The sequence below is a fragment of the Sulfitobacter dubius genome (genome assembly GCF_027214245.1).
GTDB classification, from domain to species: Bacteria; Pseudomonadota; Alphaproteobacteria; order Rhodobacterales; family Rhodobacteraceae; genus Sulfitobacter; species Sulfitobacter dubius_A.
This window is the reverse complement of record NZ_JAPWHM010000009.1, coordinates 18,952-36,360: the sequence shown is the minus strand read 5'-3', so window position 1 is coordinate 36,360 and position 17,409 is coordinate 18,952. Positions and strand designations below refer to the sequence as shown.

Sequence of the window (17,409 nt, the reverse complement as noted above, 5' to 3'; positions counted from 1 at the left end):
CCGCTCATGCTGATCACCACGCTATAGGTTAGCTTCAAATGGTATCGCCATCACCGCTTTTGGCCAGAATGGCGAAAAAGACAAGCTTTCACCTTTCTTTGCAATCAAAGGCTTTCAGAACCGAACGGCCCCTTCTCTCCCTAAACCGGCCCAGACAGATGACTGTTTTTTCTCTGCCACGATAAAAACATAAGTATATTCCACAGTTGCAGACCGAAGTTAAAACGGCCCGAGAGATGCTCGGCCCATGTTTGCCTCACCAGATTAACATCTAAATAACCGCTATCATGCAGGCGTGACACAGACAGCAAATCTTCGGCCCAGTCCCGCAACGGCCCCCGCAACCAGATGCCCACCGGCACCTCAAATCCCATCTTGGGCCGCTCAATCAACGCCGCAGGAACATAGCGATAGAGCACCTGCCGCAGCGCCCACTTGGACTTATTGTCCCGCAGCTTCATCGACATAGGAAGACGGCCTGCAAACTCCACGACCCTGTGATCCAATAACGGCGCTCGCGTCTCCAGAGAAACATGCATCGCCGCCCGATCTACCTTCGTCAAAATTCCATCTGGAAGATACGTGAGCTGATCTAGCAGCATCATCCGCTCAGCAGCGCTTTCGTCCTGCGTTGGAGGCGCAAGCCCATTCAAAAAGCACTGAGGCTCCCGCCCCTCTGGCACCAGATCTTCTGGTCGGCGCCAACGGGAGACCAGTTTCTGGTGCAAGTCTTCAATCGACGTACTGGAAACATAATCTGCCATCCTGTGCGTCCATTGCCCATTTGGCTCTTTTCCAACCGGCACCCGACGCAACGGCGCTAGCGCCTGATCCCAAAACCGTGCCGGAATTGCCTGCGTCGCAGCCCCCAAGGCGCCACGTAAGGGCTTTGGCACAACACCCAACTGCCGCATCAAAGCCGCACCCTGCCGGTAGCGATCGTAGCCGCAAAACAGCTCATCCCCGCCATCCCCCGACAGGGCGACCTTGATACTGCCTTTGGCGAGCTTGGAGACCAAAAAGGTCGGGATTTGTGAGGCATCTGCGAAAGGCTCATCATAAATGTCGGGCAACATTGGTACGACGTCTCGCAGGTCTGCATCTTCGACATAGAGCTCGGTATGTTCAGTGCCAAGATGGGCCGCCACATGCGCGGCAAACGCGGCTTCGTTATAGCGCGGCTCGCGGAACCCCATAGTGAAGGTTTGAATGGGCCGCTCTGACTGCGCCTGCATGAGCCCCACGATGAGCGATGAATCGATGCCACCAGACAAGAAAGCCCCAAGCGGCACATCGGCCAGCATCTGGCGGCTGACAGCATCGCGCAAAAGCGCATCTAACGCATCAATCGTCTCCAGGGGGGTATCTTCTCGTTTTGGCTGCTGTGCCGCCTCAACGGCCGACCAGTAGGGCGTCACCACAACGTCGGGATGATCAAGAGACACTTGCGCCAAACACCCAGGCGTCAGCCGGGAAAGACCCGCATAGATCGCGGGCGTGCCGCTGACATGTCCATAGCGCATAAACTGCACGACCGCGTTTCGGTCGATCTCGGCGCCACAAGAAGGATGGGCTTGCAGCGCGCGCAGCTCCGAGCCGAACAAGAAGGTTCTATGAGACCCCTCCCCTTGCCAGCCATAATAAAGCGGCTTCTCTCCCATGCGGTCCCGGCCCAAGATAAGCTGGCGTGTCTCGCGGTCCCAGACGGCAAAGGCAAACATACCAATGGCGCGCGAGACCGTTGCGGCCACCCCCCAGGCATCAAATCCCGCGATCAGGGCCTCTGTGTCAGAATGTCCCCGCCAACCCGGCGCACGGCCGCTTTGCTCAAGCTCCGCGCGCAGGTCCAGATGATTGTAGATCTCTCCGTTGAACACGAGGACATAACGTCCTGAGTTTGACGCCATCGGTTGATGCCCCGAGGGGGACAAATCAACGATCGACAGCCTGGCATGGCCCAGCCCGACACCGGCGGCGGCGTCCACCCATAGTCCACTTGAATCAGGTCCGCGGTGGGCGAGGCGCTCCGTCATGGCCGCCAACCGCCGTTCGCCCTCCGCACGCGGGGGGCCGAGAAAACCTACTAATCCACACATACCTGCGGGCGCCTCGTCTATTCGTTATTTTTCCACGGCAGACTGCGGTTGCACACCCCAGTGAGGTTCTTGCCGTGTTTCGATGGCCGCGATTGTCTTTGATTTACCCTGTCGCAGCGCTTGGCGCTGATAAGCGCGGATAAAATCGCGCAACTCAGGATCATCCAACTGGCGCGCCCCAGTCCACCAGGCCCGCGCATATCCATACAGCATCGCAGCCCCCCCCACGACATAAGGCGACCGCGTCATCCGAAACAGCGCCGTGGCTGTAAAATAGAGTGGATCAGACCCCATAAAGTACTGACCAAACCCGTGGCGCGCACGGCCCGTTAGAATATTGTTCTCACTGGACCCCATCGGCCGCAGATGATGGAATTGTAAATCAGGCTCATCCCAGCTGCGCACCATCCATCCACGCTGGCGCGCCTTGTGGCAGTCGATCCCATCCCACATCACCTCACGAACAAAGCCACCAATGTCTTCAAAACAGCTTGTGCGGTAAAATTTTGTCATGCCCACAGACATCTCATCGCCGCATTTTTCACTGACCCAAGCCCCCCCCGTGCCGCGGTAATAAGGCTTGCCGCTCGCACTGCCCAAGCGCGGGTTCGCCTGCATCCGGTCCATCAAAATCTCGAAATACCGCGGTGGCAGATCAAGATCGACGTCCAACTTACAGATATAATCAAACGCATCTAACGAGAGCGTCCGAAGCCCCGCGTAGAAGGCTTCAATGACACCCGGGCCGACAGCCCGATGCCCCCGGTCCGGCTTTTCGACAACCTTGATCCAAGAATATTGAGCACTGTATTCAGTAAGAACCTCCCTGGTCCCATCCGTCGAACCATCGTCGACGATCACCCACAGCATAGGGAGCTCAGACTGTGCAATCACGCTATCAAGCGTCTTTTTGATGAACCTTGCTTCGTTGCGACAAGGAGAAATCAGGGCATAGCGGCGGCCAAATCGGCTCATAAAAATTAAGGCTTTCTTACAAATGAGTCCTGCCGGCCCGTCATAGCCCCTGCGCCAAACACTATTTTTTCCGAACGAAAGATCGGCCCAGATCAGATACTCTGTGGTTTAAATCTATGGTCTCAATACTGGGCAAGAACTTCCCCGCAATGCAAGAATTCATTGCATCAATGTCTTTTAGCGCATCTCTCAAGCTAGGCTGCCGCACCTAGAGAAAACCGTCGATTCAGCCGATCGCCGCCCCGGACAGCAATGCCGCCTCAAGACGGTCCGAGAAGGCAGAGCGGGCAAGGCGCCGGCATAAAAAACATCATACGAAGTCCATCATCGCACGAATTTGCGCACCTCCAGGGGGCCGTTTTCCATGAACACCGTCGCCTCCAACATAAAGCGGTCGAACTTCTCGGGGTTCGTCAAAACGCGCTTGGGGAAGGTCACCCTCAAATAGTCGAGGACCGCCTGCGCCGCTTTCATGTTCATATCCGTATTCTTCGTCATATGATCTTTGCCGGTGCGTGTTTCACTTGTGTAAGTTGCCAAGCGGTAGAGCTTCGAAGACGGCTGTTGAAACGCCGGTGCCCCACTGGATTGTGAAGAATCCCATTCTCGCGCAGCCTCAAAGAGCCAAACAAACACCACCCTCTCTCCCGGGGTCCCGGGCACTTCACGGGCGCGCCAGCAGCTGCAGCTACAGACGACCCCACGTGATCGGCAGCTCACTCCTTGTGAGCGCCCATCATTCAACGCCTCCGACCCGCCCCAGCCTTTAGCCCAGAGTGCCCCCGGCGCTCATAAGCTCAGCGAGATTGCGTTGTCGTTCTCTACCATCGGCTGCAACGCGCTCGGCGGGAGCTGCAACTGATCGCAGACCGCGTACAAAAAGTGCGCATAGCTGTCTTGGGATAACGCGCCCAGTCCTGTGATCTCTCCAGATGGCGCGAAGACAATCCTCCCCCCGGCCCCGGCGACACTAAAGCCCCCCTCACGACCTCTTCCAATGGTGATGTCGTGCGGGGCAAAGGCAGTCCGTGCCGCGCTCCGCAGCGCCCGGAGCATATCTATGGCGCGAAGGCGTCTTGCGAGAGCTGCGCTTTGATCCAAGCGATATCCTGGGAGAGCGCCTGCAGCTCCTGCCCCATCAATATCTGCTGTCCTGTCCCAGGCTGTGCTTCTTTGAGCGTCAGGGCGGCCTGTTCGAGCGCGCGGCTGTGCCGCTCCATCACCGTGCGAATGCCGCTCAGCTCCGAGACCAGCGCCGTGATCTGGCCAGCCACCTCCCGCTCGGCCGGCTGCCCCAACACCTGCTGAAGAAGAATGCAAAGGTCTTTCATCAAAACCTCGAGAGGCGCTGTGGTCTGTGTGTCGTAGAGTGCTGTGGTCATAAGAAAGTGTCTCCAATCTGGCTGTGATGCGGCGCAAGGCCGAGCGGTCAAAGGTGGCGAGGCAGGTCCCGATCAGGCCAAGGGCCGTGGTACGCACCAAGTGCTTGCGCAGGCGGCGCAGGCTTGTCGTGAGGCGGTGCGCTACGGTTGCAAAGCGGTGCGGTGCTTGTGCGGGTCGGGACGCGTCGGGATGGCATGACGGCACGTCGAGCTGCGGCACCTGGACCCGCGTCGCCCAGTCGGGCTCGGCCAGGGCCCAAGCGCTTTTCCCATAATGGGAGGCATTCCAAGCCGCGCGCCGCCGCCACTGTTGCGACAAAGCATTGTCCACCGACGGCTTGGGCGGGACCCCAGCCTTCGGAGCCTTTGTGCCCAGACATGTGCCGCGCAACACAAGCGGATGCGGGTCTGTTTCTGAAACCAAAGCGATCGCTCCCCCCGGCCTTGGCTCGAGGTCATATTTTGCTGCCGCCGTAACCTTTGCCATCAAAGACAGAAAGCTGGACCGGTTCCGGCCGTGGCGGCTGCCGGCGATCCTCTTTGCCCCCTGCAACATAAAAAGCTTTGGCTCGGAGGAGGTGAACTCAACCGCGTGCCGCCGCGCCGCCGCCACCCGCTTTTCCAACCAATCTGGCCCTATGACGGCGCGCGCTTTGTCGGGCGACCGCGGGTTCTCCCAGCCAAAGGCATCGTTCAGAAAATCGCCCAAAGCATCCCAAGCATCTTGGCTCCCCTTCATCGGCGGATGCGGGTTAAAACTGCGCAACTCTCCGGCTTCCATCCGGATAAAACGCGGCATCACAATGTTGATTTCCAAGCGACCCGTGTGCGTATGTGTGCCCGCAAAAACCGGCGGGCGGTTTTGCTCCGGCACCCCAGCAAAGGCCATTTCCAAGAACAGGTCGATAGCTCCCGCCACCGGGCCGCGCGCAGAGCGCTCTCCCGCGTTGAAAGCTGCGACGTCAATATCAGAGGCTGCAAATGACAGAGTCGCCACGCGGTATTTTTTCTCGAACCGCAGCGCGGAAATCGCGCTCTGTACGATGCTGGGCCGGCCCAGCAGAAGCTCAGGAACAGGCTGCCTGGTCTCCAAGACGCGCCGCGATCCGACCGTCTTCATCACCTGAGTGTCAAGAAGATAAGAGCTCGGCTGATGCAGGTCTGCAGAGCTCTGATGAGGCGACCAACCGATCAACATGCGGATGTCCGGGCAACAAAAGGAACCGGTGCCAGCATCACCAGAAGCTGCTCAATCCGTTGCAGCTGAAACAAGACCAACAAGCCGTCGCTCTGCTGTGCATCCTGATGCTGTGCAATCTGCTCCAACAGAGTCACCCCCTCATCGAGCAACTCAACCAACTGCAGGACCTGCACCGCTGAGGCCCCTGCCCTGGCGCCAAGCCCTACATGTCTGAGATAGTCCGAAAGACTCCGACCGGCGGCAGCCGCCCTTTGCATCAGCACCTCTTTCTCTGCGGAAGACACATTAACCTTCAGCCGTTCAACTCTCTTGGTTTTGTCACAGGGCGGCATAATAGCTCTTTCCAAATGGGGCCCAACCGGGGGGCCTTGATCGTCGGCATGTCTCAAAGACTATGTTCTGGTAAAACTGATCCAAAGAAAAAGCGCGGGCAGTACGCCCAAGAGATGTGGATAACCCATTTGGGTCGCCCACCGACGACGTCCGTGTCGCGAACAACACGGGACGGGCCGCAAACGGCGGACCGGTGCGCATCTGTTGGGTACGCGCACTGGGCAAAAGGCGGCTCCAAGCAGAAACGTTGAAAGGCCCACGGTTGGCCGAAACTCTTATATAAAAGGCGCCAAAGCCTGATCCCCGGACAACATGAGCCGGGCAAACCAAAATCGAAATCCATGGCATCTTGAACTGAGACGCGCGTGCAGTGGCAGCAGACAATGCGCCCGGACAAGGCAGCCGTCTCCTCTTCAAGCGCGCGCGCAGGGGGGCGCCGACGTGTCGCATAAAAACAAACGCCTTGCCCGCGGCGCCACCGCAGCCGGCGCAACGTTCATAAAGATTTTGGCAGCAAATAGAGAGCGTGAATGGGAGACCCTAGGCCCTCCTTCTCGGATGCGCCGATGATCTTGGCCTGCCGCGCCAGGCTTTTGGCATGGTGTGACGGCGCAAAGACGCGCGTCTTGGCGACAGCAAGGATGTGCCCGAAGGCGGCCTCGACAATGACAGCCTCCAGAGCGGCGGGGGCAAGCTCCCCCGGCTCGGAGGTCGGCGCAAAGACGCGCGTAGCGATCTATCGCAAGCCTTTCTCTCCTTCGCAAAAGCGGGATCGATAGAAGGCATCGCAAAGTTTCTATGGCCCGCCGGCCCGCCCCATGGTGGAGGGGTAAAAAGCTCCACGCGCCCCTGTGTGCAAAAGACCCTGGCAGAGCTACTTCAGCAACTGAAGGAGATAGGCGCCATAGCTGTTTTTTGCGAAACTCTCCGCCCGGTGACGCAGTTGCTCGGCGTCGATCCATCCCTTGTTGAAAGCGATTTCTTCGGGGCTGCCAACCTGAAGCCCTTGCCGCTCTGAGAGCGTGCGCACGAAATTGCCCGCATCCAACAGGCTGCCGTGGGTCCCCGTATCGAGCCATGCGAACCCCCGGCCCATTTGCTGCACGCAGAGTGCGTCGTCTTCGAGATACATCCCCAAAAGCGAAGTGATTTCCAACTCGCCCCGGGCTGAAGGTTTTACAGCTTGCGCCCGCCTAGAGGCAGTTCCATCCAGAAAGTAGAGCCCCGTTACAGCGTAATTCGAGGGCGGCACGCGGGGCTTTTCAACAATCGCCCGTACGCGACCTTCGGCATTAAAATCCACAACCCCATAGCGCCCCGGATCAGAAACCCGGTACCCAAACACCGTACCCCCCTCTTCACGGTCACCGGCAGCAGCCAGCGCTTCAGGCAACCCATGCCCAAAGAAAATGTTATCACCTAAGACCATTGCCGAAGGCGCGCCGTTCAAGAAGTCCTCGGCCAGGATGTAGGCTTGCGCCAGCCCATCGGGGCTGGATTGCTCAATATAGGTAAGGTTCAAACCCCACTGGGCGCCGTCGCCCAGGCTGCGTTTGAACTGATCCGCATCCTGAGGCGTGGTAATGACGGCGATCTCGCGGATGCCCGCCAGCATCAGCACAGACAGCGGATAATAGATCATCGGCTTATCGTAGATCGGCAGCAATTGCTTGGATATGCCCAAGGTGATCGGGTACAGCCGGGTGCCAGACCCGCCGGCCAGCAGAATGCCCTTGCGTGCGCTCATGTCAGTTCCTTCACGATATCCTCCAGCGCCAAACGCCAGTCCGGAGGGCTGATACCGAAATCCCTCTGCAGGGCGCTGCAATCAAGACGAGAGTTCAGCGGCCTTTTTGCCGGCGTCGGGTAACCTGAGGTCGGAATGCCAACCACCTCAACCGCCCGATCCGCAGTGGCAAATGTTTCGCGCGCGAAACATTTCCACGAAGTCGCAGGTGCCCCCGCGTAATGATAAGTGCCGCCGCCTTGCCCTGCCTTCATCGCGCCCGCCATCTGCAGCAATGTTTCCGCGATGGACAGCGCCGGGGTAGGCCCCCCGATCTGGTCATCAACCACCTTCAGCACATCACGGCGTTCGCTCAGCTGCAGCATCGTGGTCACGAAATTCCTGCCCGTCGCAGAGAACACCCACGATGTCCTCAGAATTGCATGGGGCCCGCCGGCCGCACGCACAGCCGCTTCGCCATCTGCTTTACTGCGCCCATAGGCATTAATCGGAGCGATGGGATCGTCAGGGCGCCAAGGGCTATGTCCGCTGCCGTCAAAGACGTAGTCCGTCGAAACATGCAAAAAGGGGATGTCCAGTTCAGCGCAGGCGCGTGCCATAGCCCCAGGAGCCTCGGCGTTGATGAGCCTGGCCAGAGCCTCTTCTTCCTCAGCACGGTCTACGCCCGTATAGGCCGCAGCGTTGATCACCGCGGAGGGCAGTGTCGCACGGATCACCGCGGCGCAGGCTTCGGGATGGGTTAGATCGGCCGCAGCCCGGTCAAGAAATTGCGCGTCATATGCGAGGCTGCGCAGCGCAACGGCGAGCTGCCCGGTGGCGCCAAAAACAAGCAAGCTCATGCCCGGCCCAGCCTTTGCCCGACCCCGTCGCGCGCCTGCAGCGCCCACCACCAGCGGGGATTGTCGAGGTACCAGGTCACTGTGCGGCGCAACCCCTCTTCCAGCGTGACAGAAGGCTGCCAGCCCAGTTCGGTGCGTATGCGGCTGGCATCAATGGCATAGCGTGCATCATGACCAGGTCGGTCCGCGACGAAGGTGATAAGGTCAGCATAAGCCTGCTTAGCGGGGCGCAATTCATCCAAAAGAGCACAGATCTGATGCACCAAATCGATGTTGCGCGCCTCAGCGTTGCCGCCGATATTATAGCGGCGCCCAACTGCCCCTTTGGTGAGAACCGTCAGCAGGGCTTCGGCATGGTCTTCAACGTAGAGCCAGTCGCGTATATTCTCGCCCGCGCCGTAGACTGGAATTGGCGTGCCCGCCAACGCGTTGAGGATAACCACCGGGATCAGCTTCTCAGGAAAATGATAAGGCCCGTAGTTATTGGAGCAATTGCTCAGCAGCACCGGCAAACCATAAGTTTCACCCCAAGCGCGCACGAGATGGTCAGACGCAGCTTTGGACGCCGAATAGGGGCTGTTGGGCGCATAGGGCGTCTCTTCGGTGAAATACCCCTCAGCCCCGAGGCTGCCGTAGACTTCGTCGGTGGAGACATGGTGGAACCGAAACCCATCGGGCCGGCCGCGCCCCTCCCAATAGGCCCGCGCCGCCTGCAGCAGCGTATAGGTGCCGGTCACATTCGTATCGATGAACGCGCCCGGTCCGTCGATGGACCGATCGACATGGCTTTCGGCTGCCAAGTGAAGCACCGCATCGGGGGCATGGTCGGAGAAAATGCGGGCCAAAGCCTGTTCGTCCCGGATGTCCGCATGCTCAAAGGCATATTCAGGCCGATCCGAAACCTCCGCGAGGTTGTCGAGACAGGCGGCATAGGTCAACGCATCGAGGTTCACCACTGCATGTCCCTGCGCCAAGGCAAGTCGCACCACGGCAGACCCAATAAAACCGGCACCGCCGGTGACAAGCAACTTCATGCAGGGGGCTCCCAGCTAAAATGCGGAGCAATCTCGGACAGCAAAGGCGCGTTGGCGTCTTTCTCAGACAGGATCGGCGCTTGTCCTTGAAGCCCCCAGTCAATGCCAATCGCAGGATCATCCCAGCGGACCGCCGCATCGCAGTCCGGTGCATAGGTATCGGTGCATTTGTAGATGATTTCTGTCATCGGCTCGCGGGTGATGAACCCATGCAAAAAGCCTGCCGGGATCAACAGTTGCCGCCCATTTTTAAAGCTGAGGTCCACGCCCACCCATTGCCCGAAACTTGGCGAGCCATGGCGAATGTCCACGGCAACATCAAACAGCGCGCCACGTCCACAGCGCACCAATTTTGCCTGCGCATGCGGCGGGGTTTGAAAGTGCAGGCCCCGCAGGGTGTTTGGCGCCTCAGAAAGAGAGTGGTTATCCTGCACAAAGTGATAATCAAGCCCGGCATCGGCCAAGGTCTTGGCATTCCAGCTTTCGCTGAAAAAGCCGCGCGCGTCGCCGTGGCGGGCGGGCGTGAGGATCAAGACCCCAGCCAGGGCGGTTTTTTCAACCTGCATCGTAGAACCTCTGATCTTACAGCAGCCTTCGGGCGCGGTACCGGCCCCAACGTCGCTTTGCCTCATGTGCGGTTTGGCCGTCTCACGGCCTTCCTACAAGAGCTTGGCGGAATAAATTGGGTCGGCACATTTGTGCACCTCATACGAGGCATTAGGCTGCTCAGCATTTCGATAACTTGCGCAACAGCTTAAGCTTGCTGATCAATTGAACGCAACTACATGCTCTTTGCTGAGCCGCGGCAGGTATTTTTGCTTGCCTTCGATTTTGGTCCTATCGTGCTGTATTTGGCGGTATAGGGACCCATCTACGTGTTTTGTGTGAACCCGGCAAAGGATCAACCTACGCCAGCTCACTTCAAGTGTGTCTTCCCCCTCGCCGAAAACCCTCAACAACGTACGGATCGCTTCTCTCAGTCCTGTAAATGGGTACCTTTAAAAGCGTCTTTGGCTTTTCAATGAAGAATAAGGTTGTGGGGAACCGGTGATGTTTGAGTGCCGTTCTGCGCAGCACGTCTGATCTCAAAACCCTGAAGCTGGCGAGACCAACCGTTTGATGTAACAGTCCATATCTTGGCATAGTGCCAAGATCACCTTTCTGGCAGGTAGAATTTCCTGTGCCGGAAATCCGTAAGGAGCGCAGCGATACCCCGTCCAAAGCATATAAACTTGCGCCGTGCTTTCTTCCTACTGATGCTGCTCAGTGTCTTCTGGTTGCCAAAAGAGAGGCGGATGACCGTCTTTCTTACCGGCTACAGCTACTGGGACAACACACCCCCCAAGTCTGCCATTATTGGGCGGCCCATAATACATGACGTCGCGGCCGGAATAGGGACCTACAACGATCCGGTGACCTTGGCCGTTGGCTGGCGAAGAGACGGAAGCGAAATCTCTGAAGACTTCAAACCAGGTACACGGTTCTATATCCCGCGCCTGCGCAAATACGCGGTCGTCGAAGACCTCTGCGGAGATGGGGAAAAACCCCAAGCTGGACCCTGCCATGTCGGGTGGGAGGGGCATCCATGGTTAGATGTTTATGTCGACGGAAGCGCACGAAACGCCCAAGAGGCCGATCGCTGCATGGAAAAACTGACGGGCATTCAGCCCGTGCTCACAAACCCAAGAAGAGGGTACCGCGTCTCACCGGGGCCTATCGTAGAAGCCGGATGTAAAACTTTCTGAGCCCCGCAAAGATGTTGGGGGGGCCTCCCGGTGAAGTGCAGTTTCAAGACAAGACGCCTAGGCCGGCTTTGAGCTCACAGCTCGATCAGAATGGCCCGATCGCCCCACATGAGCTGTCGGTGCTGTAGAATGAATAGCGTCCAGGGATCACAGTTTATACCCCTTCGCCTGGACCGTCCGCTTGCGCCGGCCGGATCTCAATGGATGGCAAGGGCCGCTACCAAGCAGCCGGGCGTCCTTGGGGAAATCGAGCTCATCAGTCAGCTGTTCGAAGCCCTCTAAGCCAGGGTAACTGCCTGACACCCTCCCTTCCTTAGTCAATCAATGCAACAGTTCCAGTTGGCGCGACATCGGTTTAGGCTATCAGGCGGCGATCTCAGCAAGCTTAGCTGCGCGTTGTCTTAAGAACCGCTCTGGGTTGATTCCTTGAATTCCAGCAAGATGGGAAATCTTGGCATCTGCGGCATTATTCACTGAGGGTGCCGCATGTCCCCGGCGGCAATATGTTCATACGACGCCGGTGATGCCCAATCTCCCCACCGGGCAAAGATCATCGCCCTGCGTATCGGAAACGTAGCACGAATGCGTGATCGACGTTAGCATGCATCTGCATAGGCACGGTTGCATCAGCGGTCTGTCAAACTGGGCGAAGCATTCGGGTCCGAAGATCGCGACCTTATTTCGGGATAGATTCTGTTTTGATGGGCAAACTGTAGTGTGCGCAGAACACCATGAAGCCGAAGCGATGTTTCAATCAATCGTCGACAACAGCCCGTTCGGCGTTTGGGTCGTGGATCAAGACGGCCTTGTCGTCTTCAGCACTCGAAGCGCAGAGGCCTTGTTGCTGCAGAGAAGGACAAAAACCACCGGCGCGCAAATCGCAGAATTATTACCGGCTTTGTCGGTGTCTAACGGCGGGCTGACCATCACCGACCTTAAGATCGGGGACTTCGAAAATATCATCTCCCTCCCATCGGATGACGGTGCGCGCTATGGGGAAGTAAACCTGAGTCAGTTTAAGGACGCTGCGGGTCGGCCATTTACCATCGTGAACGTCAACGACATCACGAGTCGCGTCAAATCTTGGTATGCCTTGAGAGATCAGGAAGAACGCTGGAACCTGGCGCTTGAGGGAAGCCAAATTGGTGTGTTTGAGTCGGACCTTCGCACAGGCTCGGGCCGTGCGTCTGACGCTTGGTATCAGCTGCTCGGCATATGCGATGCGAACGGAAAAGATTCCGATCGCGAGTGGCGCGAACGGATCCATTCTGACGACCGGGAAGAGGTGGAAGCACTTGACGCCGAATGCATCGCAGGGCGCGTTGAACGATCAGAAGCCAAGTTTCGGATGCGCGTGGGCGACAACGATTGGCGCTGGATGCGGTCCATCCTTAGAGTGACGGAACGAGATGAGCAGGGCGATCCGGTGCGCGTGCTCGGCACGATGATTGACATCACCCCGCTCGAAACCGCGCTGGCGCTGGCGGATGCCCGCAGGGCGGGCCTGGAGATGCTGGTGTCCAACGCGCCGGTTGCCATGGCCGTCATGTCTCTTGATGGGACGTTCTTGTTGCTGAACGATCCGTGTTATTCGCTGTTCGGCTATGCCGCCGGGCAGCTTGAGCAAAAGAACGTCTGGCAGCTTTCCGGACAGAAGACGCTGGAAAATCTTAAGGCTGAAGTTGAAACGCTTCTGGACGGAGACAGCAGCATTTCCCGCGTTGAGGAGAAATACGTACGTCCAAACGGCGAAGTTATTGATATTGCTATCAGAATATCGATCTATCGTCCGGAGCATGTCAGCGACAGCCGTCTCATCGTTCAGATGGTCGACATCACCGAGACCAAGAGGCTGGAGGCCCTGAAGAATGATTTCGTGGCCACGGTCAGTCACGAATTGCGCACCCCGCTTGCCTCGATTCATGGTGCCCTGCGTCTGCTCGCCGGGGTCATCGGAGAGGGCGCGCCCGAAGAGGTGGACAGGCTTTTGGGAATGGCGAGTAGAAACAGCGAGCGGCTGACCCAAGTGGTCAACGATCTGCTCGACTTCCAAAAGCTTACGGCAGGGCATTTCTCGGTCGAGATCACACAGGTTGATGCCCTAGACATCGTCCGGCAAACCGTCGTCGACAATGAGCCCTTTGCAAACAAGTTCAACGTATCTGTCTTGGTAGATGCGCCGGAACATGACATCATCATTCATGCCGACGCCCAACGTTTAAAGCAGGTGCTCACCAACCTTCTCTCAAATGCGGCCAAATTCTCTGACTGCGGCACAACGGTCGACGTCAAAGCGGAGATCGATGAAGAGGCATTCCTGATTTCCGTAACCAATATGGGTCGCGGTATTTCCCCTGAGTTCGGCAACCGGCTTTTTGAGCCTTTTTCGCAGCAGGCCGAGCATCTAACCCGTGATCGAGAGGGCACCGGTCTGGGGCTGGCAATCTCAAAAGAGCTGGTCGAAAATATGGGTGGTGAAATCGGCTACAGTTCACAAATCAATGCGCAGACCACGTTCTGGGTTCGGCTTCCTCTGGCTTTGCCGACGGGCGCAAGTGCAAGACCCCGCCCATCAAGATCAATAGAGGCCCCGTCATCTCCAACATCCAGTTCACCCAAACGGAATGGGATCACCCGATCCATATGATGGAACCCGGCCGCCCCCGCGATGGGGCTGGAAAGACAGCCTTGAGGGCCACCTGCCAGGACAGCAGCCCCGTACTAATGTAAAGCGCCGCAATCAACCACCCGCCCCAGCCTAGATCGCCGAGGCCAATCGGCCAGCTATCCAATGTGGAAGACCAAATCGCGTGCACAGAAAGCTTGGATCACAACTCGATCAGAATGGCCCGATCGCCCCACATGAGCTGTCGGTGCTGTAGAATGCTGCGCAGACTGCCAGCGCCATCTACGTCTTGATCAAGATCGACACCTGGCAAAACCGTAACCTTGGCATAGACCCTCCCCCTCAACTGAGAGATATGAGGGGTCACCACGCGGACAGGAGTGTCTGGCCTGAGCGTCCGGCGGATACGCTCTGCCTGTTTTTCATTATGACAAACGATCAATTCCGGGAGATACCGAAGCTGGCTCTCAGGCTTTGCCCATCCGAAATAGAACTTACCGAACCGGACCATAACGACTGCCCTTAAAGGTTATGCCACGCGCGGCCCGCCTCTCGCGCTCCTGAAGCGCGCTTTGTCGGGCCCGGGCAGAAATCTTATAGAGTGGCGAATACGAGCACTGCGGCAATTGAGCTGTATCCGACCATAAGGATGAGTTCATTTTTCCAGTAACGTGTCATTTTTGGCTCCAATAGCGCGTTTCTAAGCTCATTGTTCACCACAAACATGGCGGAAATTGGCGGGGATAAGGGCAATAAAGTGCCGCACCGCAATGGTCTCCCCCTTTCCTCCTCCAAAAAAATCGCTTTGGGATCGTTTTGGGTATGAGGGCTTCTAAGCCCTCTCCTGCTCAAGCGCCGCCAGCTGCGCCATCTCTTTAAAAAAGACCGCCAGATCGATCCCCTTGCCCCCCAATTGCTTAAGCGCATTCTGGATCACATTGTAGGCTCGGCGGTCCGAAGAGAGGATAACGAAAGGCTCTTCCGGCGACAGCAGCTGTGCCAGCTTGCTCGACATAGCAAAGCCAGCCCCTGCATAGATGCACGTGAACACAAAACGCACCCCTGGCATATCCAACAGCGCAAGCACAGGCGCCAGGTCTTTGGGATCATCCGCCACGGTCGGATACCGAGGCCAAGAATGCCGGGGATCGGGCCATCCGATGTCACGCGGCGGTTCATTGGCCTGGGCTGCGAAGGACTTCAGGTAGTCCAGCAGGGCCTCCCCCGCCTTTGCCAAGCCAAAAGACTCTCCTGCTGGGGTGTCTTTATGATAATACAAAGCCGCCGCCCGGCCAAATTCCATCATATAGCCACCGACGTCAAAACGCGCGCCCGCCATCACCTGATGCCGGCTTGCCATACCCTTCTGCGCGGGCCTCTCTGTGGGCATGTAGACCGAAGGGTCTGCATTAATGGTCTGAGCAATTTGGATCGGTGTGCTGCGCATAAACTGTCCTCTTTTCAAAAGAAACTAGGGCAACCTTATGGGCCTGCATAGCCAACAGCCCCGCACTTTATGTGGATAACCCAAGAATGCCCGCTATGGATCGCCGGATCGGAAACCCAAGGGCCCTCGAGAGGCGCCAAACGGGCACCGCAGGGATCTCACACAGGGAGTAACGCCCCGCTGTAACAGTCCAACTCATTGTAAATAAATGATTTATTCAGGTCGGAAAACGCCAAAATGGTCGTTTTACACCCCCTGTTACAAACATATTGAATGATTTCAGCACCTTAGACTTTGTAACGCATTACGCCCACATATGTCTTAATATTGGCGCACAATGATCAATAGACCTGTCTGTCTCGCATATACACTTTTTCTATATTTCTGTTACAGATAGATAAATATATATAAATGAGATAGATTTCATACACTTACAGGCGTTACTTAAAGTGTTACGGGGCCGTAACGGCGTTACAGCGTTGTTTTTAAAGGGGATTTTTTCAGATGACCCCCTTCAGAAGCCAGATCTGCCCCTCCGCCGGTCGCAAATGGGCTTTTTGCTCCCAAGCCCCACTCTTGGCGACAAGACCTACAGACAGTCTCCAGCACATCTCAAGGCACCCTCACACAAAAACCTTCCCAGCAAAAAGTCGCCCCAGCCCCGGCAAGCCCAGCCTGTGCATGCCCTGCTTCAGACCTTACCCTTTGGGGCGCCTCTCACGCAGCGCCAGCAAACCGGCGATCAAAATCAAAATTGGTCCCGCCATCTCCAAAAGCCAATTGAGACGGACCGCCTCGACCTCAATTGCAATCAGGCGATCCATATGGTGAAAGCCTGCAGCACGGATAACCACGAAGCCCAATACGATCACACCACCGGTGAGGGCAATGCCGGTGCGGCGCAAGGTTCCGCGCAAAGCAACACAGGCAACAGCAGCTGCGGTCAGCATCAAGAGAAGAATCCCGATGATAAACCCTATCTGTATAGGTCTGCGCGCTTCATACCATCCTTGCATCTGAGACAGACAGCGCGCGGCATCGGTCAGTAATGTTTGCAAGTCCAACTGCTTGTTGATCCCCAAAAGCAGCAGGCCGCCTCCCAACACGCCCCAAAACACCCGTTCACGCTGGCACGATATTTTGGGAAAGGGCGCGATACTGGCCACCCGTAGAGCCAACAAACCCGTCACCGCGTAGAGCGCTACGATCAACCACCCGCCCCAGCCCGGATCTCCAATACCAATCTCCCAACTGTCTAAAGCGCACGACAAGATCGATTGCACAGGCCCTTCCTTTCTTCACACCGAGTTTGTCCACCGGTGAGGCACGCCGGTGGGCAAGCCCCTCCACGCGGCAACTTGACCGTCATGATCCGAAGCCATCCTTATTTGAAGCGCGCCCATCTGGCACCGCAGCTATCGCAACCTAAAGGACGGGAGTGATTCCTCCAAAATATCCTTAATTGGCCTGCCCCAAAAACGCGGTTAAAGCCCCTCACATCGGGTCCGAGACTTAAGCCCCCGCAAAGCGGCCGACGAGCCGGATAGATCAAAGCGCGACATCACTTTCCCCCCCAGCAGGACATCTACACGAGACCCGCTGCGCAGGGCAGATGTAATTGCCTGCATCTGACTGACGGGCCAGGGTTCACCCCCCAGCATAAAATCCTGGGTGCACCCCTGTGCGCCGCAGGTGGCCGGCATCTGCAGACCGGGGCCCCCGTCCACTTGAAAATAGAGGACGGCCCCCTCCCCCACGAACTTGAGATCTGCAGGACGGGTATCGGGTGTGAGTGAAATATCTATGAAGCCGCCATTGCCACAGCCGATATCCAGTCGATGACCTTGCGGGTTTACAGCGAAAGCACTGCCGTGATCATCACCCGCGCTTGGGTGCCGGAGCATCCATTCCGCGCGCGCGCCTGTCGCCAGAAGAGCAGAAACCAGAACCAATCCTAAAATTTTGATCATACTATCCTCCCAAT

General features: G+C 57.4%; 15 protein-coding genes. 2 read left to right on the top strand and 13 right to left on the bottom strand.

Translation table 11 applies throughout. The annotated features are described in order from the left end of the window. Positions 1–140 precede the first annotated feature (140 nt). From asnB to rfbC, 9 genes are all read right to left on the bottom strand, one after another. Positions 141–2,096, bottom strand: coding sequence for an asparagine synthase (glutamine-hydrolyzing) (asnB, locus tag O4H31_RS17560; protein WP_269347896.1), 1,956 nt, complete (start codon positions 2,094–2,096; stop codon positions 141–143). A 24-nt stretch (positions 2,097–2,120) separates the two neighbouring features. Then, complete coding sequence (locus tag O4H31_RS17555) at positions 2,121–3,071, bottom strand: glycosyltransferase (RefSeq protein WP_269347895.1); 951 nt, start codon at positions 3,069–3,071, stop codon at positions 2,121–2,123. A 324-nt stretch (positions 3,072–3,395) separates the two neighbouring features. Then, positions 3,396–3,707 carry a hypothetical protein gene (locus O4H31_RS17550; protein WP_269347894.1) on the bottom strand — a complete coding sequence of 104 codons (312 nt, stop codon included), beginning with the start codon at positions 3,705–3,707 and terminating at the stop codon, positions 3,396–3,398. Positions 3,708–4,129: 422 nt separating this feature from the next. After that, on the bottom strand, positions 4,130–4,453 hold the full coding sequence (locus tag O4H31_RS17545) for a hypothetical protein (protein WP_269347893.1): 324 nt from the start codon (positions 4,451–4,453) through the stop codon (positions 4,130–4,132). Positions 4,454–5,644: 1,191 nt separating this feature from the next. Continuing rightward, entirely contained in the window at positions 5,645–5,986 is a 342-nt protein-coding gene (locus O4H31_RS17540) for a plasmid mobilization protein (protein ID WP_269347892.1), read from the bottom strand. A gap of 875 nt (positions 5,987–6,861) precedes the next feature. Then, entirely contained in the window at positions 6,862–7,734 is an 873-nt protein-coding gene (gene rfbA, locus O4H31_RS17535) for a glucose-1-phosphate thymidylyltransferase RfbA (RefSeq protein ID WP_269347891.1), read from the bottom strand. Beyond that, positions 7,731–8,573 carry a dTDP-4-dehydrorhamnose reductase gene (rfbD, locus tag O4H31_RS17530; RefSeq protein WP_269347890.1) on the bottom strand — a complete coding sequence of 281 codons (843 nt, stop codon included), beginning with the start codon at positions 8,571–8,573 and terminating at the stop codon, positions 7,731–7,733. The genes rfbA and rfbD overlap by 4 nt, the downstream gene beginning before the upstream one ends. Further along, on the bottom strand, positions 8,570–9,607 hold the full coding sequence (gene rfbB / locus O4H31_RS17525) for a dTDP-glucose 4,6-dehydratase (protein ID WP_269347889.1): 1,038 nt from the start codon (positions 9,605–9,607) through the stop codon (positions 8,570–8,572). Before rfbB ends, rfbD begins: the two co-directional genes overlap by 4 nt. Next, on the bottom strand, positions 9,604–10,173 hold the full coding sequence (rfbC, locus tag O4H31_RS17520; protein ID WP_269347888.1) for a dTDP-4-dehydrorhamnose 3,5-epimerase: 570 nt from the start codon (positions 10,171–10,173) through the stop codon (positions 9,604–9,606). Before rfbC ends, rfbB begins: the two co-directional genes overlap by 4 nt. Positions 10,174–10,902: 729 nt before the next feature. Here rfbC and O4H31_RS17515 point away from each other — a divergent pair. Both O4H31_RS17515 and O4H31_RS17510 read left to right on the top strand, forming a co-directional pair. Beyond that, positions 10,903–11,352 carry a hypothetical protein gene (locus tag O4H31_RS17515; protein WP_269347886.1) on the top strand — a complete coding sequence of 150 codons (450 nt, stop codon included), beginning with the start codon at positions 10,903–10,905 and terminating at the stop codon, positions 11,350–11,352. A gap of 586 nt (positions 11,353–11,938) precedes the next feature. Further along, positions 11,939–13,999 (top strand): PAS domain S-box protein, encoded by a 2,061-nt coding sequence (locus tag O4H31_RS17510; protein ID WP_269347885.1) that lies wholly within the window; start codon positions 11,939–11,941, stop codon positions 13,997–13,999. 181 nt (positions 14,000–14,180) lie between these two features. On the opposite strand, the gene O4H31_RS17505 is transcribed toward O4H31_RS17510, so the two are convergent. The 4 genes from O4H31_RS17505 to O4H31_RS17490 form a co-directional block, all read right to left on the bottom strand. Next, the gene (locus O4H31_RS17505; protein WP_269347883.1) at positions 14,181–14,489 is read right to left on the bottom strand and encodes a hypothetical protein; all 309 of its coding nucleotides are present in this window, start codon (positions 14,487–14,489) and stop codon (positions 14,181–14,183) included. 321 nt (positions 14,490–14,810) lie between these two features. Continuing rightward, positions 14,811–15,425 (bottom strand): hypothetical protein, encoded by a 615-nt coding sequence (locus O4H31_RS17500; RefSeq protein ID WP_269347882.1) that lies wholly within the window; start codon positions 15,423–15,425, stop codon positions 14,811–14,813. Between the two features lie 698 nt (positions 15,426–16,123). Continuing rightward, complete coding sequence (locus O4H31_RS17495; RefSeq protein ID WP_269347881.1) at positions 16,124–16,708, bottom strand: isopropylmalate isomerase; 585 nt, start codon at positions 16,706–16,708, stop codon at positions 16,124–16,126. A gap of 201 nt (positions 16,709–16,909) precedes the next feature. Continuing rightward, positions 16,910–17,395, bottom strand: a complete 486-nt coding sequence (locus tag O4H31_RS17490) for a hypothetical protein (RefSeq protein WP_269347880.1) — start codon at positions 17,393–17,395, stop codon at positions 16,910–16,912. Positions 17,396–17,409 lie beyond the last annotated feature (14 nt).

Bases quoted from the DNA above. Each gene is read 5' to 3' on its own strand.
- asnB (WP_269347896.1), bottom strand. From the start codon at position 2,096: ATGTGTGGATTAGTAGGTTTTCTCGGCCCCCCGCGTGCGGAGGGCGAA.
- O4H31_RS17555 (WP_269347895.1), bottom strand. From the start codon at position 3,071: ATGAGCCGATTTGGCCGCCGCTATGCCCTGATTTCTCCTTGTCGCAAC.
- O4H31_RS17545 (WP_269347893.1), bottom strand. From the start codon at position 4,453: ATGACCACAGCACTCTACGACACACAGACCACAGCGCCTCTCGAGGTT.
- O4H31_RS17540 (WP_269347892.1), bottom strand. From the start codon at position 5,986: ATGCCGCCCTGTGACAAAACCAAGAGAGTTGAACGGCTGAAGGTTAAT.
- rfbA (WP_269347891.1), bottom strand. From the start codon at position 7,734: ATGAGCGCACGCAAGGGCATTCTGCTGGCCGGCGGGTCTGGCACCCGG.
- rfbD (WP_269347890.1), bottom strand. From the start codon at position 8,573: ATGAGCTTGCTTGTTTTTGGCGCCACCGGGCAGCTCGCCGTTGCGCTG.
- rfbB (WP_269347889.1), bottom strand. From the start codon at position 9,607: ATGAAGTTGCTTGTCACCGGCGGTGCCGGTTTTATTGGGTCTGCCGTG.
- rfbC (WP_269347888.1), bottom strand. From the start codon at position 10,173: ATGCAGGTTGAAAAAACCGCCCTGGCTGGGGTCTTGATCCTCACGCCC.
- O4H31_RS17515 (WP_269347886.1), top strand. From the start codon at position 10,903: ATGACCGTCTTTCTTACCGGCTACAGCTACTGGGACAACACACCCCCC.
- O4H31_RS17505 (WP_269347883.1), bottom strand. From the start codon at position 14,489: ATGGTCCGGTTCGGTAAGTTCTATTTCGGATGGGCAAAGCCTGAGAGC.
- O4H31_RS17500 (WP_269347882.1), bottom strand. From the start codon at position 15,425: ATGCGCAGCACACCGATCCAAATTGCTCAGACCATTAATGCAGACCCT.
- O4H31_RS17490 (WP_269347880.1), bottom strand. From the start codon at position 17,395: ATGATCAAAATTTTAGGATTGGTTCTGGTTTCTGCTCTTCTGGCGACA.